We start from the raw sequence: 15,000 nt of genomic DNA on the forward strand, positions 1-15,000 counted from the left end.
CCGTGTGCGGTGAAAGTCGCAAGCACGGTTTTGTAGGAGAGATGGTAGGGGACACTCTGCCATCGACTCTCTAACTATCTCGATATAATATGAGCTTATCATCTCGGAGAACATTCAATCAACAGCTAGGACAATTTTTGCTGAGTGCTGCTGTTCCTCCTGCTGTTATCAAACTGTACCAAACTGAAGATTCGGAGCCAGCTTTATTAGAAACTAATCTTAACAATTTCCTGGCGAAAGCAGACCCAGAAATAGAATTATTAGTCCCGACCTTTTTAGGTAACGACAAGCGTCGGTTCTACGGCAGAGGTGTTCCGAAAAGTTTGAAGTTAATCGACAAATTCCAACTAGGCGGCGGCCGGACTTTTCTGGGAAGGCGGTCTGTAGTTTGGAGCGGTGCCGGTTGGACAGGACAGCCGACAATTACCAGAGACGGGGGAAAAACTTATTTAATTATAGGTGCTTATGACCACAATTTGCGAAAAATAGATATTGCTACCAATAAAGAAGTTTGGCGCTATAAATTTGATGATGTAATCAAAGGTTCATCAACGATTTATATCGATCAAAAAGCTAGCGCCGAAAACAGAATTGTAATTTTGCAGGGAAGCCGCAGTGGCGGTGGTGGCAAAAAAGTAGTGCCGAGTTTTAGGGCAATATCTTTTAGAACTGGCAAGGAACTTTGGAAATTAGACATCAGGAAAACGCCCAGCTACAGCCGGGATAATGACAGCAGCGCTTTGTACATCGGCGGTGGCGTTTTGTTCAATGCGGGGGAAAATGCGATCGGCTATTTTCTCGATAGTTCCACAAGCAGTGCAAAAATCAAAGAAGGCATCAAGCAGCCAAATATCTTGTCGGAGGTACAGCTTTATGCAGCAGGAGATATCAGAAAGCACGGCGGCAACTTGGTAGCGGAATCATCGCCATCAAGGCTCAAAGATAGAATATTTATAGCTGCTGGTTCCGGTCACATTTACGGTATTAGCATTGCAACTAAAAAGATTGTTTGGGATTTTTATACTGGTTCAGATTTGGATGGAAGTGCTGTAATTTCTAAATCAGGGAAACTATTTTGTGCCATTGAAAAACAATACATTCAGGGCAACGGCGGAGTGCTGAAGCTGAATCCAAATAAAGAACCGAATGCCAGCGTCGAATGGTTTTTGCCGACGGGGAATCGCCGAGTTTCTAGCTGGGAAGGCGGGATAATTGGCTCGGTGGCTTTGAATGATGAGTACAATCCAGGGGAGTTTCCGGCGCTGTTTGCCACAAATGCGCTCGACGGCAATTTGTACATCGGTTCCCAAGATATGATTACAGGTAAAAAAACTTTTGTGCCTTGGCGAAACCAGTCTTACGATACTCCGGTAATAGTATTTAAAAAAGCGATTGGTTCTTCAATTTCAACTCCGATTTTTACCGATGGCAATAAACTGATCAGTGCGGGATACAACGGTGTTTATTTGTTCAATTTGAATTGGGAACGAGCGAAGTCGGGGGATCAGAATGCTTTGAGAAATGCTAAAGGGGAGTTTTACCGTTTGAAAGTAATAGAATCGGGGAGATTTAAGCCGGGTTTGTCTTTTGAGGCGACGCCTGTAGTTTGGGACGGAATTGTGAGGATTTGCGCGAGGGATGGCTGGATGTATACTTTGGGTTAGTTATGGGTGTTTTGTACCTCTATCGGGAACAGGCTTTCTGGCCTGTTCTTAAAAGGGTGTTGAAATCCGCCAATGCCACTACCTGCCGTTTAACTTCGCTTATATCTTTCATATAAAGGATGTCAGGAATTATCCGAAACCTGTTATAGCAATCCTCGCATCATTTGTGAATTTCTTACTCCCTCCCCTTACTAAGGGGAGGGTTGGGGTGGGGTAAAAAATTTACGACTTATTTAGGATTAATCTAGCAGCAGTACACGGGCTTGATTGGTCGCTGTTGATTTTACTAAGGTGGGGCTTGGGATTGTCGCTGAATGCTGGGAATGTCGATCGAACTGAAGGGAAAGAGTACGAAAAAACGTTTCAACTGTGGCGGTAGAAGAAACAGGCGGGACAGTGAAAAGCGCTTTTTATCGGTATCAAGTGCGAATTCAGGTATTGGACGATCGCCCGATCGCAAAATCCTTCACATTCCATCACCCTAAACCAGTGGCAGCTAGAGTAGCGAATTGACAGAAGAAATCGGTTGATTTTCCCTCCGGGCCCTTTCTCAGGCTTCGTCGCACCAGGCCGAAAAGTCGATCGAATTTTCGGCGTGTTTTCGCTTTTGCTGGCTAAGCTTGTCATATTATGTCCGATCGATAACCCCTAATATGGTAGGGGATCCCCTCACCAACAATACCGGCCAATAATTGACAATCCCAAAAACCCGCCCCTTGTATCTTAAAAGAGTCAGACGGTAGACGCAGGGCAGTTTCATTCTCTTGTAGGGGCAATCCCCCCGTGGTTGCCCCAATCCCGTGGTTGCCCCAATCCCGTGGTTGCCCCAATCCCACCAAAGGCCTAACAAATCCTGGATGGGTAGGCATTCTTGGCACGAACCCTACAAAAAGCTGGTTTTCCCTAGGGGCAATCCGACCCCTACTCCCCGTGGTTGCCCCGAAACAGCCCCGACGGTAAAGGTGTTCCCAAAACTATGTCCCAGAAAGTCCAGTCGTCCCTTTAGTCGGCCAAAGTTCCAGCCTCACAGATAATAACGAGCACCGAAACCATTGGTCTCTAAATTGAGATGTTGCACGATGATCGATAAGCCTGTTTTGGGCGGCCTCTCCTGCCCACCCCCTACTCCCCACAAGAAAACTCATTCTTTGTGGAACGGGCCCCAAAGCCGGTTCTTGGTAATGGTGCAATATCTAAGTCTAAATGGCGCTGGTTGCTGAATCCGAAAGCGAGAATCCACGCACCGAATACGATCCAAGATTTTGTCCTGAGTTATAGCCCACATTCCGCAGATTCCACTGTCATCATCGGTTTTTACCTGTTTTTACCCACCAATCAACCTATCACTTAAACTTTTCTACCGTACATTCACGGATAAAAAACTTTTTAAGGGCATACTTTAGAGATTAAAAACTTTTTTATCAGTAATTATGCTGTGTAACACCGCTGTTTAGGAAGGTGAGTTATAGCTTTTTAAAAGAGAGAGAAGTCAGGACTAAAATCCGGATGGCAGCACCCCTATTTTTTGAGGCACGCCATAGGAAATAGCTAGCTAGAAGCCATCAATTTAGGCATTTTGCCTAAATCCAATCAGCTTATTCCCAATCTTCATCGAATCTTTATCAAACCTACTTGCATTAACTTGTGCTTTGCTTTAGATTGAATATGTGAAGGAAAAAAACCTGCTTCCAGTCAACATAAAAATAAAGGTGTCAGCCATGAAAATCCAATTAAACTTAGTCAAATCTATTTTAGCTGTTGCCGGTGTCGCTACTCTTAGTGCAGTATCCGCAGCACCTGCCTCTGCCTTCAGCTTTAGTAATATTGCTAGCGATAATACATCGGGAGATGCCTATGTAAATAGCTTTAGGTTTGATGTCCTAGATAATGGCTCCAATAACGTTTTATTCAACATTTTCAATGACAATAAAGACGAATCCGCCGCCGATATCTTTATTGCTGCTGTTCACTTGGACACAGGTTCTAATACCAATTTATTGAGCAACTTTGGCATTATAAATGGTCGTGGTGTTAACTTTACAGAGGGAGCTACTCCTCTGCCACAAACTAATAACCTTGCTACTCCTTGGTCTACGGATTTTGCAGCTGGGATAACTGGTACGCGGAACGGTGTCCAAACTGGTGAGGTTTTGGGATTGAGCTTTACTGGAAATTATAATAACGTAGTTTCCGCGTTGAATAATGGTACTTTGAGACTAGGGATGCACGTCCGGGGTATTGGTAGCAAGGGCGATAGCGATGTTTTTGTCAGCACCGGCACTAGCAACACTGAAGCTACTCCTGAACCTTTAACAATGCTTGCTGCTGGAGCCGCTGTTGGGTTTGGTGCTATGTTCAAAAAGCAACGTGCTCAGGCTCAAAAAGCTGAATAGGCGATCGTTTGAACTCGTTTTCGATTCTGGCTTGATGCCAAACTGATTACTTTATGTTCGAGCTAAAAACCTGGTTTCTTGGTGAAACCAGGTTTCTTAGTATCTGATAGCGCGGCACTCTGAAAACCCCGGACTTTTAAGGCGATATGAAACGCAGTTGTAGCGTTACCGCTGTTATTAAGAGTTACAGCATATTCCATGTAGATGTGGTACACACAATCTTCTAGCCCGTGTAAGGTGCGGATACACCCGTCAATCTGTAAGTTTTATCGACCAATATTTCGCAGATCCGCACCCGGAGGATTAACACCAAACAATATAGCTTTATAGTGTACTTCATGAACATGGAAGAGGCTGTATTTTTAATTTTGATTGATTTACTCGCTTTTTAGTCTTTGCTTACAGGGGCCCAGTAAACAAGTGCTAGGCATCCAAGCAATCATTTCGAGTAACAGTCTTTTCACTAGGTGTCCTAATGCTGAGCTATGCGTTGCATCTGAGTTTCACCATTCATCAAATTCCAGAGTGTCTACTAACCTCATCTCAAAGATTAACGGCGATTAAAATCCTCCACGTCCTTTCCGTAGAAGGGGTTCAAGCTACTGAGTTGTCCACATCCCCTACTATTTTTATGATATCATCTAAGAATAGTCTGGACTGTTTTTTAGTTCGGAGTCTAAAACCATCGATTTTCCGTTGGTACTTCGATTGCCGAATCGGCTGGAAACCCTTATTCTAGGGTTGGCAATCAAAAACAGTCCGCAGTATGGCTCTCATCGATCAACTAATAACTAATATCTAAAATGTTCAAGAGAAAAATTTTTTGGCTCATCATTATCGCCACAGCCTTAGTAACTCTGAATATGACACTCCTGTGGAAGCTGGACGATGTTGCTCATTTTTGGATGAGTATAGTTTTTTGGTTCGCTGTGGGTTCCCTGCTTTGGGACAACCAGGATATTCTCAAACAGCGTGAGATAAAAAGTGACCTATTATCGACAATAGCAGGGACGCTATTAATAGCTTTTATTTTATTTCAAAGTGCTGTGGTTTCCAGTAAATCCGAGCCTTTTTTAAGACTGGCACCTTTTTTGTCTGGTTTAGGTGTGAGCCTACTTGCGGTAGGTTTTCAGAACTTAAAACTATATTGGCGTGAATTGGTAATACTATTTTTTCATGGCACCCCCAGTGTCATTACGTTACCTTTAGTGGATTTTGTTACCTCGCTTACTGCTAAATTTGCTTATTATTCTTTGTGGTATGTCGGTTTTGATGTAACACGCGATGGTAATTATGTTGCTTTGCCGACAGGAAGGGTGTTGGTAAATGGGGGTTGTTCGGGTATAGAGGCAATGAATTACTTATTAGGTTTAGCTGTAATTTGTTTGGTGATGTTTCCTACTAAACAAAATAAGGCTTTGGTAATATGTGTCGCTGTCATTTTGGGTTTTATTATTAATGTTTTGCGAGTGGCGGGAATGGCATTGTTAGTTGCATCTTATCGCCTAGATTTGTTTAAATATTGGCATGAGGGTGAAGGTTCTTTAGTGGTGGGAATGATTGCGGTGATTTTGTTTGGGATATTTTATCAATTTATGTTGAAACGAGATAGCCAACTTAGTCACAGTTCGGGAAATTAATTAGTTGCCATTTGGGGAAATATATCGGTTCTTCGATTTCCCCTCCCATAGTCAGGAGTCTTGCTCACTCAAATGTCCGGGTGTTGAAATCCGCCAATGTCACTACCTATCGTTTAACTGCGTCTATATCTATGATAGAAATGATGTCAGGAATTATCGGAAACCTGTTATGGCAACCAATGAAAGTCAAATAAGTCAAGTTTACGGTTCAGAGGATGCTCAGGGTATTTTACAGCTTGCGATCGCGCGGCGACAGGATGAAGGGGAATTATCCAGAGTGCAGCTTTTCGAGATTGCAGCGGAATTGGGCATTTCCGAACAGGATATTGTAGCGGCGGAACAGCAATGGTTAGCAACTAGAGGAGAAGTTCAAGAAAAGCTGGTTTTTAACTCTTACCGTCGTCGCAAATTGCAGAAAAATGTGACCAAGTACGGCATTATCAATACTTTTTTAGTTTTGTTTAATCTAGCAGGTTCGCACGAGCTTTCTTGGTCACTTTTCATTTTACTAACGTGGGGATTGGGATTGTCGCTGAATGCTTGGAATGTTTATCAAACTGAAGGCGAAGATTACGAACAAGCATTTCAGCGGTGGCGGTTGAAGAAACAGGTGGGAGAGTCGATTGGTACTGCGACGAATAAGTTTATGAAGTGGTTGCAGTCCTGATTTTCTATGGTAAAAAACGCGATCGCCCTTTCTTTTACTTCACACTCGTGAAGTAATTCGGGTTTTAACTCGTTACTGGAAAGAATAATTGTTAAGGTTTTTTCTTGAACCTCTCCCCAAGAGCGATCGCCCTTGATTGAGTTATACAATGAAGGACTCTGCAATGCCGTGTCCCTACAAATATCCTTCTTTTAGTCCCTCCCGGCAGTCGATCGCATTCTCAGGGCCCAAAAACCCTAACTTTCCTGGGGCAACTTTCCATTAGCAGCATCTTTAACCACAGGATGAATTAAAGCAGATCGAAAACCTTGCCGCATTTCCGAACTCAAATACCTGCGTTGCAAAACCTGCCATTTTTGCCAAGCTGCATAGCGATTTTCGACCAACAAACCAGCCAATTTCGGCAACTCTTTTTCCAGATCGCGATCGACAAAATCTGTCAGAAACTCGCCTAAAACTTCACTGTCTTGAATATCGCCCAAACATTCCTGAATAGCTTTCACATCTTCGACATAAACTTCGTAAGTCTCGCTGTAAAAATCGCCAAACAGATTCATCAAATAGCGAACCCGCTTAGCTTGCTTCCGCAAATCGTGCAGAATAGTTCCCTCGGCTGCTAACTTCTGTTCGACAGCCTCAGCATTCAAATCCTTAGCAACTTTAACTTTGCCATCTTCATATTCTGTACCCAACAGCCAAGCCGGATGGAGAAAAAACTCGCTGACTTGAGGTAACAGTAAATCTGGCAAAACCTCAGCAATTGGCAAATGTTCGATCGCCTGAAACTTCGGTTTTTCCAGCCAATCCTCGATCGACTGCTTCAGCGATTCGTAGGTTTTGTGCTCTAAAATCGCCCTCACCCCTTTCAAAGCCCGGTGGCGCTGTTTGAGCAAATTCGACAAAGCCTTATCCAAAACTTCCTGTTCCTCAGTCGGCAAATTCGGGTAATAGCGATTTTGGAGACTTTCGAGCATCACATCCAAATCCCTGAGAGTTCCCAGAATCCGCCCCACCTTACCAATTTTACGTTCAGAAGCCTCTTTTGGCCAATCTAAAACCGGAGCAAAACCAGTCACAGCCGATCGCAAACGTCTCAATCCCACGCGCATTTGATGAAGTTCTTCCGCGTCTTTGTCTTTGATAACTTCAGCCTCGTGCGCTACACTTTTGCGGAAATATTTCTCAATCGCCCCAGATGCAGCGTCTCCGAGAGTTTTAACTGGAGTTTTAACTTTTGCTGATGTTTTTACGTTCATGGCAGGTGTAGATTCCAGATCCCCGATCGACTTTAATTTGGATTTCAAGGCTTTGCTAGTAAAGGGTTTACATCCTAGCACACCACCCCAATTTATGACGGGCTTCAATACATGAATCTTAATACAGCGGATTCCAGGTTTATAAAGTACACCCCAGAAACCGGGTTTCTTCTGGATTTCTCGCCAGAAACCGGTTTTATTCAAGAAACCCGGTTTCTCTGTACTTCACTTACCTGGAAAGTGCTGTATAAGGTGCTTGACAGTTTATACAAAGTCAGCATTTAGCAATCTCAAATCTTTAAATCTTCAAATCTTCAAATCTTCAATTCTTCAATTCTTCAATCCAAAATCTAAAATCTAAAATCTAAAATAAAATGTCCCTCCCTCGCCATTGAGCTAATAAAAATTGGATTTCTGGCGCGCTTTCCCAAATAGGTTAAGATCGCTGCAAACCGATGTTTATTCGCCAAAGGGTGAGAGAGGGTGCGATCGGGAGGACAAGTTTTAAATTAAATCAAACCCGCCCAGGTTGCCCGACTTCCAAGAGGCAGTTTAGCCTTTCCAGTCTTTCTCAGATTGCTCGAGCACGTAGGTTGCTACATCGTCGATTTGTTCTGGCTTCAAGCGGCCGGCGAAAGCAGGCATAGCATTTTTGCCCTTAGTTACCTGAGTGGTAATAGCTTCCAGAGAATTCATGCCGTACTTCTCAAGAGCTTCCTTTTTCAAGGTTTTCTGGGCCATAACCACGTTGCCGCCACCGATGTGACAAGCAGCACAGTTGGAGCTAAAGATTTTAGCTCCTTTAACAGCATCACCTGCCAAAGCAGGGCGACCAAAGCCGACGGTAAAAATTGCGAACGCTAATAGGGCGATCGATAAGAGTCTTTTCAACGCAGTTCTCCTCTAATGGACACGCAAAGGGTGATTCTTTAGATATTTTACCTGTTTTAACAGGCGCGATCGCGCAGTCGTATCGCCTTCTTCCGAGTAATTTACCACTTTTTGGCAGTAGCAATTCAACTCTCAAAATTCTCCACGCCCCAGCCCGGAGCTTTCTGAGCCGCCCGGATCACAAAAGCCGCTAAATTTTCAATCTCAGCCTGTGGCATCCAGCTTTCCGGCACTTGGCGGCACCAAAAAGTCTCCTCAGTACCGTCATAAGTCATCGGTTCTCTCAGATACGCCACCAGACTATTGATGTTGTTGCGGGGAGGCGTTGCCCCCTTGAGGTCAGCCAAAGACAGAGATATCGTCGGATCGGGCAAATTAGCTCCTCCGACGTGACAATTCAGGCAATTTTGCTCGAACAATACCTTGCCCGCAGACAAATCAAACGCCGAAAACAAGCGAGTATGTCCCTCAGAGTCCAACTCCAGAGCCACAGGTTCGCTGGCTTGTAAATACCTATTCACGTAAGAATCGGCAGCAGCCAAAACAGGTTGAGGAGCCAACAGCACGAGTGGCAAAATAATTAACATCCCCAACAGAAAGCAGACAAAAGCACCACGACGCAGCATGAGGGACTACAACCTTTTGCGATAATCAATGAGCAGGAGGTAAATTTTAGATTTCAGATTTTAGAGCGAAAAACGACCAGCCAGCAATCCTTGCCGAACTTCAGCCATCTCCCAATCCAAAATCCAAAATCCAAAATCTAAAATCTAAAATCGATTAGCGAGCGCCTTTGCCACCAGCCCACTGCTTGGAGACAATTTTCGGCTGCAACAGAATGTGACCGGCAATCGCGTACAAATCGTCATCCGAGAGATTTCTCATCTCAGCGAAAATATCCGCACTCTTCATACTCGGATGCAGTTCCGAAATTTCCTCAAACCCGTCGTAAGTGGTGGGATTTTTCATAAAGTCCACCAGCGACTCAATATTATTCCGGGGCGGGTTGGCCAAAGCCAGAGTTTCCGGGCTCAAATTCACGTTCGGGTCAGTTTTTGTCATGCCCGCAGCGTGACATTGAGCGCAAGCCGAATTGAACAGGCGTTTGCCTTGCTCAACTTGTTTGAGGCTCAGCACCACTGGAGTACCCTTGTCATTCAAAGGCAGAGTGCGAAGTTCAGGACTCAGTTCGATAGCCATCGCACTGCTGACAAATAACTGAAAGCTCAAGAATACAGCGGTCAGAGCAATGAAATATCTTTTAAGCATGGTTCTCCTTAAAAAAATCCGGCAAATTATTGAACGCTAAGAGAGTATAGCTGGCAAACAGATTTGTGTTCAAAATTCCCTCTTTCTGCAACAACTGGCGAAAGTTTGTGCAGCTATACCTTTAAAGGTAGAGGAATTTTGCGCTCTAATCTGCAAGAAGTTTTGAGTCGCGCCTTTTTTCGAGAGTGGACATAATTGCCTTAACATCCTCCAAAGCCAAACGGGTTTGAGGGTGCTTGTAGGCAATTTCCAACTCATCGCACAAGCGGATCACCTCTTCAACAGGGACGTTGAAGTCCTCTGCTATTTCTGCGATGGACAGGTCTGCAAAACCCATAATTTTTAGGTCGCTGACAGGTAAAAATTGAGTTGACGGCTATTAACTGAAAGCCGGACAATTTTAGAAAGCGCTGTGAGCTTGTTCTGTTAGTTTGTTCTGAGATTTTGTTCGATCTATCGCAAGCTAACTCACCGCTAACTGCGACTAGGCATTTTTGCCCAGCCTAACTTCAGGGCCAATCAACTTCCGATCAATATCATCCCACTGCTGGGTCGTTATTACCAATAGGAGTTGGGCGGGCGGGGATCAAAACCCGGTGTCTGCGTGAACGTCTCGTTAACAAACTCAATATTTTTGGTAGAAGCCCGGTTTTGAGGAATTCCTCAGAAATTTCCCTCGGTGCCCCGGACTCACCAACAGACAATCCTCCGGCGCGACAGCTTAGGGAGAAAGTTTGAAAGCGTGAGTCTGCGGGGGCAAAGCGTGGCTATCGCTGCCATTGAGGGCGGGAAATTCCGAGTCTGCCAAGAAAGGCTGGGGCTGGTGGAGGCTGATGAGCTGAGCAAGAGTTTTCTTTAATTGAGTCCGGGGTACAATCAAGTCTACAAAACCGTGGGCGAAGGAGTATTCGGAAGTTTGATAATTTTCCGGTAGCTTTTCCCGCAGAGTTTGTTCGATTACCCTGCCGCCCGTAAAGGCCACAGTAGCTTTTGGCTCTGCAATTATAATGTCTCCCAGCATGGCAAAACTGGCGGTGACGCCGCCGGTGGTCGGGTGGGTCAAAATCGGGATGTAAAGCAGTCTCGCTTCCCGGTGGCGTTCCAGAGCCCCGGAGATTTTAGCCATTTGCATCAAGCTGAGCATTCCTTCTTGCATTCTTGCACCACCGGAAGCGCAGACAATGATTACGGACAAGCGTTCCCGCGTGGCGTGTTCGATGAGGCGAGTCAGCTTTTCTCCGACTACTGAGCCCATGCTGCCGCCGATGAACTGAAATTCCATGACTCCGAGGGCGACTGGCAAATTTTCCAGTTTGCCGATGCCTGTTTCTACGGCGTCTAGGTGGCCTGTTTTTTCTTGAAATTCTCGGAGTCGATCGCTATATTTTTTGCGATCGCGAAATTTCAGAGGATCTGTGGCGTGCAGTCCTTCGTTAAGGGGCACCCAGGTGTTGGGATCGATCAACTGCTCGATGCGATCGTCACTGTAAACTCTGATATGATGCCCGCATTCCAAGCAAACCATTTGATTTGCTCGCAGGTCTTTGGTATAACTGAGGGCACCGCAAGCTTCGCATTTATTCCAAAGTCCGTCCGCAATTTCTCGTTCCGGCCGTTCTTGGGAGTTCGGTACTGATTTTCGTCGATTTGCAAACCAATCAAATAGAGACATTAAAACTTGGTAATTGGTAATTGGTAATTGGTAATTGGGAATTGGTAATTGGTAATTAGTAATTGTTAGTTGTTAGTTGCTAGTTGTCAATTGCTAGTTGTTCAGTGACTAATGACTAATGACTAATGACTAATCACCCGCTTCTGGCTCATCTTCAACGGGACTGATGAGGAGCGATGCTGTTCGCTGGTGTTCTGGAAGAACTTGCAGGGCTGTAGCACTTCCAGCCCCCAAATAAGATGCTATGCCCAAGTCTACAATCCGGGCCGGGATTTCATGGGCAGCTAGGAGCTGCTGCATTAATTCCGCTTCCCAACGAAAGCTAGTTGTTGTAAGTGTAATCCAAGACACGGAACAATTTTACCAATTTTTGAGACAATGTTATGTTCGATCGCGCCTGACTGCCTGCCGATCAGAAACTAAAATTCGGAAAAAACAACTGCAAGTAAGTAGATAAGATCGCTTCGCCCCACAGAGCAGTAATTGCTGCACCGAGAGCCAGAAACGGGCCGAAAGGCATGGGTTGACGCCGATCGAGCCAGCCGAGGGCGATCGCCCCGCCACCGACAAAAGCCCCGGCGACACAGGCAATAAATCCCGCTAGCAGCAAGTATTTCCACCCCAGCCAAGCTCCCATCAAGGCTGCCAATTTGGTATCTCCGGCGCCCATAGCATTCTGCCCCAGCCCGATCGTCCCGGCGAGTCCGATCGCGTCAAACAGCCACAACCCGACAACTGCTCCCGCGATCCCATCGAGTACCAGATAGTTTACCGAGTCGATCGAACTAAATGTCGGCCACCAACCTTTCGCCACCTGGAAAACCAATCCGAGCACCAAACCCGATCGAGTTAATGAATTAGGCAAAGTCATTGTATCGCAATCAATCAAAGACAAAGCCAACAGCCAGCTAAACAAAGCCCAAAAACCAAGAGTTTGCACTGTTACGCCAAACCGCCAAAAGATTAGCAAAAACAGCAAACCCGTAGCTGCTTCCACCAGTGGATAGCGGACAGAAATCCGACTGCGGCAGTGATTGCAGCGGCCTCGGAGCCACAGCCAACCGAAAACGGGTATATTTTCGTAAGTTCTGAGTTGATTTAAACATTTGGGACAGCGAGAAGGAGGGTTGATCACCGACAAACCCGCAGGCAACCGATAGACTACCACATTTAGAAAGCTGCCAATAGCCGATCCGACAATAAAGACGATCGCCATGACAAGGCAATTAAAGATTATTTCCATTAAGTTGACTGTTGACTGTTCACTGTTGACTGGGGTTATGTATCACTTGTTACTTCTCAATAGTTAGTTCTCAGTTGTTAGAGCTTGTACGGTCAATTACCCATCATAAAAGGTATTAATAGTCAAGAATGCAAGTTTTCATAAAATCCTGAAAACATGGCTCTTCACTAGAAACCTATTTTAGTGCGAGCGTTCGAGGGGACATAATATTAGTGACTAATTACCAATTCCCCATGCCCTATGCTTAATTATCAATTACCAATTACCACCAATGACCAATTAGCAATTAATACATTTGAGATTCAATTTCCTCAAAAGTAACAAAACGTTCACCGGGCAATAAAATCGGCTGCGAAGCAAAAATTACCTGACCTCGATCGCTTCCTTGACTGACAACTACACCCGCCGGACGCTGCATCTGCTCGGAATGCACTTTCAGATACATACCATAGGCCGATCGAGCAGCTCGGATCAAATCGGGAGCTAGCAAGCTGTGACGTTCGGAAGTTTCTCTAGTGGGTTGTGGGTTTGGCTGGTATGGAGTCACTGGAAACTTATCATAATGGTATAGGTCGAGTTACTGGTGTAGCATCTCGATCAATAGAACTTACCCTATTTTTTAAGAATAAACTTAGGTGGAAATTATTAATAGATTAACCTACAATCCTCCCTTGGCTGCGATCGAACTGCGGCTGCGATCGCTCCTTTCCGCTCAACTGTACGCTGCTGCGTGGGTAGATCCGTCCCCCGCAACGCTAATGGGGGTTTTCGATCACCTGCGAACTCTGCGCTACATCCTCCATGACTACGTGCCCCGGCCCGTGTCCGAATCTCCGCCCAACCCAGGGGAGGTGCGCTACCAGTGGCAAACAGGCACCTTGCTGTTTACCGATTTGGCAGGGTTTACCTCGCTGTTGGAAGCGAACGCTACCCAGGGGCGCAAGGGAGCTGAAACCCTGCTGGGCGTGATTAACGACTATTTTGCCTCAATGATTGAAATTGTCAGCAAATCGGGCGGGGATTTGCTGGAGTTTACCGGAGATGCGATGCTGGTGCAGTTTCCGTCAGGGGTTTACCAAGAGGATACAGCGAGGGCGGTGCGGGCGGGTTTGCGGATGCAGCGGGCGATGGCTGAATTTGCCAATATTGAAACGGCGCGGGGTGTTTTGTCTTTGAGGATGCGGGTGGGCATCCACTGCGGGCGCTATATTAGTGCTGACATCGGTACGCCGCTGCGGATGGCTCACGTACTGCTGGGGCATTCAGTCCAGCAAGCTAAGCAAGCTGAGGGTTCTGGGACTGTGGGGCGGGTGTGTGTGACTGAAACTGCTAGAGAGTCTTTGGGAGAGCAATTTCGTTTTGAACCTGGGAAGCAGGGTTATTTTTTGGTGGCGGACGATTTCACGGACGATAGACTCGGAGAGTATGATATCACTTTGACTGGGCGGCGGATGCCGAGTTCGGTATTGCTCGATCGCAGCGTCGGGGGCTTGGTAAAAGAAATCGGGGAAGCTGTGAATCGGCTTGAACCCCTTGCTAGTTATATTCCCAAAACTATCCTGAGACTGCTGGTGGAAAATGCAGACAGGCGGAAAATTCCGCCGGATTTTCCTGAACCGACGGTGATGTTTGTCAACTTGATAGGTTTACCAGAGTCTGTAGACAAAGCTTCGCTGGAGGAAGAAGTCAATCTGATAGTTGCTTTTTCTAGGGTGTTTGCGTCGATCGATGCTGTAGTCTCAGCTAAAGGGGGCGTGTTGCAAAAAGTAACGGCGCACTTAGACGGTTCGGATATGCTGATTTATTTTGGCGTGCCCGACGCTAACAGGGATGACGCCAGCCGCGCGGCTAGTGCGGCGATTGCGATCCGAGATATGATTGCAGGTTTGCCTCTGGTAATTATCGCGGGTGAAGAAGTAAAAGTAAGCTGTCAAATTGGGCTATCCCTGGGGCCGGTGTTTGCTGCTGAGGTTGGGGAACCGCGAGGGCGCAGGGAGTTTAATATTCTCGGCGATACGGTGAATACGGCGGCTCGGTTGATGAGCAAGGCGGGGGAAAACCAAATTTTGATTGGTGAAAGGGTGTGTGAGTCGATCGAGCTAAACTTTATTTGCGAGGCTTTGGGATCTGTTGCTCTGAAGGGGAAATCTGCTCAAACTCCGATTTTTGCTTTGCAAGGTGCAAAAGGGGAGAAGGGGAAAGGGGGCGTTTAAATAACTTTGCTGGGCAATAAGTAGGTAGGCGTAAAAAAACCAAATCATGTTAAGATAAGTAAACACTCAAGATTTGATTTACAAAATCAACA

At 45.8% G+C, this 15,000-nt stretch carries 15 protein-coding genes; 5 read left to right on the forward strand and 10 right to left on the reverse strand.

What is annotated here, in order from left to right; genetic code table 11:
* Positions 1 to 89: 89 nt before the first annotated feature.
* A complete protein-coding gene (locus QT984_RS28680; RefSeq protein ID WP_333058449.1) occupies positions 90 to 1,664 on the forward strand; it encodes an outer membrane protein assembly factor BamB family protein in 1,575 nt (524 codons plus the stop codon).
* A 363-nt stretch (positions 1,665 to 2,027) separates the two neighbouring features.
* Here QT984_RS28680 and QT984_RS28685 read toward each other — a convergent pair whose 3' ends face one another.
* Positions 2,028 to 2,291, reverse strand: coding sequence for a DUF255 domain-containing protein (locus QT984_RS28685; protein ID WP_333058451.1), 264 nt, complete (start codon positions 2,289 to 2,291; stop codon positions 2,028 to 2,030).
* A 1,091-nt stretch (positions 2,292 to 3,382) separates the two neighbouring features.
* Here QT984_RS28685 and QT984_RS28690 point away from each other — a divergent pair.
* From QT984_RS28690 to QT984_RS28700, 3 genes are all read left to right on the forward strand, one after another.
* Positions 3,383 to 4,057, forward strand: a complete 675-nt coding sequence (locus tag QT984_RS28690; RefSeq protein ID WP_333211846.1) for a PEP-CTERM sorting domain-containing protein — start codon at positions 3,383 to 3,385, stop codon at positions 4,055 to 4,057.
* 803 nt (positions 4,058 to 4,860) lie between these two features.
* Positions 4,861 to 5,697, forward strand: a complete 837-nt coding sequence (gene crtA / locus QT984_RS28695) for a cyanoexosortase A (protein ID WP_333058453.1) — start codon at positions 4,861 to 4,863, stop codon at positions 5,695 to 5,697.
* Between the two features lie 169 nt (positions 5,698 to 5,866).
* Complete coding sequence (locus QT984_RS28700; RefSeq protein WP_333058454.1) at positions 5,867 to 6,364, forward strand: 2TM domain-containing protein; 498 nt, start codon at positions 5,867 to 5,869, stop codon at positions 6,362 to 6,364.
* Between the two features lie 236 nt (positions 6,365 to 6,600).
* Here the strand turns inward: QT984_RS28700 and QT984_RS28705 are convergent, their stop codons facing one another.
* From QT984_RS28705 to QT984_RS28745, 9 genes are all read right to left on the reverse strand, one after another.
* Positions 6,601 to 7,620 carry a CHAD domain-containing protein gene (locus QT984_RS28705; protein WP_333058456.1) on the reverse strand — a complete coding sequence of 340 codons (1,020 nt, stop codon included), beginning with the start codon at positions 7,618 to 7,620 and terminating at the stop codon, positions 6,601 to 6,603.
* Between the two features lie 552 nt (positions 7,621 to 8,172).
* Complete coding sequence (gene petJ / locus QT984_RS28710) at positions 8,173 to 8,511, reverse strand: cytochrome c6 PetJ (RefSeq protein WP_333058457.1); 339 nt, start codon at positions 8,509 to 8,511, stop codon at positions 8,173 to 8,175.
* 125 nt (positions 8,512 to 8,636) lie between these two features.
* Positions 8,637 to 9,137: a photosystem II cytochrome PsbV2 gene (psbV2, locus tag QT984_RS28715; protein ID WP_333058458.1), complete on the reverse strand. Its 501-nt coding sequence runs from the start codon at positions 9,135 to 9,137 to the stop codon at positions 8,637 to 8,639.
* 154 nt (positions 9,138 to 9,291) lie between these two features.
* Positions 9,292 to 9,780, reverse strand: a complete 489-nt coding sequence (gene psbV, locus QT984_RS28720; RefSeq protein WP_333058459.1) for a photosystem II cytochrome c-550 — start codon at positions 9,778 to 9,780, stop codon at positions 9,292 to 9,294.
* 145 nt (positions 9,781 to 9,925) lie between these two features.
* On the reverse strand, positions 9,926 to 10,117 hold the full coding sequence (locus tag QT984_RS28725; protein WP_333058460.1) for a translation initiation factor IF-2: 192 nt from the start codon (positions 10,115 to 10,117) through the stop codon (positions 9,926 to 9,928).
* 384 nt (positions 10,118 to 10,501) lie between these two features.
* Positions 10,502 to 11,452 (reverse strand): acetyl-CoA carboxylase, carboxyltransferase subunit beta, encoded by a 951-nt coding sequence (gene accD / locus QT984_RS28730; protein WP_333058463.1) that lies wholly within the window; start codon positions 11,450 to 11,452, stop codon positions 10,502 to 10,504.
* A 129-nt stretch (positions 11,453 to 11,581) separates the two neighbouring features.
* The gene (locus QT984_RS28735; protein WP_333058464.1) at positions 11,582 to 11,803 is read right to left on the reverse strand and encodes a hypothetical protein; all 222 of its coding nucleotides are present in this window, start codon (positions 11,801 to 11,803) and stop codon (positions 11,582 to 11,584) included.
* A gap of 61 nt (positions 11,804 to 11,864) precedes the next feature.
* Complete coding sequence (locus tag QT984_RS28740; RefSeq protein ID WP_333058465.1) at positions 11,865 to 12,695, reverse strand: prepilin peptidase; 831 nt, start codon at positions 12,693 to 12,695, stop codon at positions 11,865 to 11,867.
* A 286-nt stretch (positions 12,696 to 12,981) separates the two neighbouring features.
* Positions 12,982 to 13,242: a hypothetical protein gene (locus QT984_RS28745; RefSeq protein ID WP_333058467.1), complete on the reverse strand. Its 261-nt coding sequence runs from the start codon at positions 13,240 to 13,242 to the stop codon at positions 12,982 to 12,984.
* Between the two features lie 88 nt (positions 13,243 to 13,330).
* Between QT984_RS28745 and QT984_RS28750 the strand changes: the two genes are divergently transcribed.
* The gene (locus tag QT984_RS28750) at positions 13,331 to 14,908 is read left to right on the forward strand and encodes an adenylate/guanylate cyclase domain-containing protein (protein ID WP_333058469.1); all 1,578 of its coding nucleotides are present in this window, start codon (positions 13,331 to 13,333) and stop codon (positions 14,906 to 14,908) included.
* Positions 14,909 to 15,000: the final 92 nt, after the last annotated feature.

The sequence above is a fragment of the Microcoleus sp. Z1_B2 genome (genome assembly GCF_036700325.1).
GTDB lineage: Bacteria > Cyanobacteriota > Cyanobacteriia > Cyanobacteriales > Microcoleaceae > Microcoleus.

Excerpts from the sequence above, each read along its gene's own strand:
- QT984_RS28680 (WP_333058449.1), top strand. The coding sequence starts at position 90 with ATGAGCTTATCATCTCGGAGAACATTCAATCAACAGCTAGGACAATTT.
- QT984_RS28685 (WP_333058451.1), bottom strand. The coding sequence starts at position 2,291 with ATGACAAGCTTAGCCAGCAAAAGCGAAAACACGCCGAAAATTCGATCG.
- QT984_RS28690 (WP_333211846.1), top strand. The coding sequence starts at position 3,383 with ATGAAAATCCAATTAAACTTAGTCAAATCTATTTTAGCTGTTGCCGGT.
- crtA (WP_333058453.1), top strand. The coding sequence starts at position 4,861 with ATGTTCAAGAGAAAAATTTTTTGGCTCATCATTATCGCCACAGCCTTA.
- QT984_RS28700 (WP_333058454.1), top strand. The coding sequence starts at position 5,867 with ATGGCAACCAATGAAAGTCAAATAAGTCAAGTTTACGGTTCAGAGGAT.
- QT984_RS28705 (WP_333058456.1), bottom strand. The coding sequence starts at position 7,620 with ATGAACGTAAAAACATCAGCAAAAGTTAAAACTCCAGTTAAAACTCTC.
- psbV2 (WP_333058458.1), bottom strand. The coding sequence starts at position 9,137 with ATGCTGCGTCGTGGTGCTTTTGTCTGCTTTCTGTTGGGGATGTTAATT.
- psbV (WP_333058459.1), bottom strand. The coding sequence starts at position 9,780 with ATGCTTAAAAGATATTTCATTGCTCTGACCGCTGTATTCTTGAGCTTT.
- QT984_RS28725 (WP_333058460.1), bottom strand. The coding sequence starts at position 10,117 with ATGGGTTTTGCAGACCTGTCCATCGCAGAAATAGCAGAGGACTTCAAC.
- accD (WP_333058463.1), bottom strand. The coding sequence starts at position 11,452 with ATGTCTCTATTTGATTGGTTTGCAAATCGACGAAAATCAGTACCGAAC.
- QT984_RS28740 (WP_333058465.1), bottom strand. The coding sequence starts at position 12,695 with ATGGAAATAATCTTTAATTGCCTTGTCATGGCGATCGTCTTTATTGTC.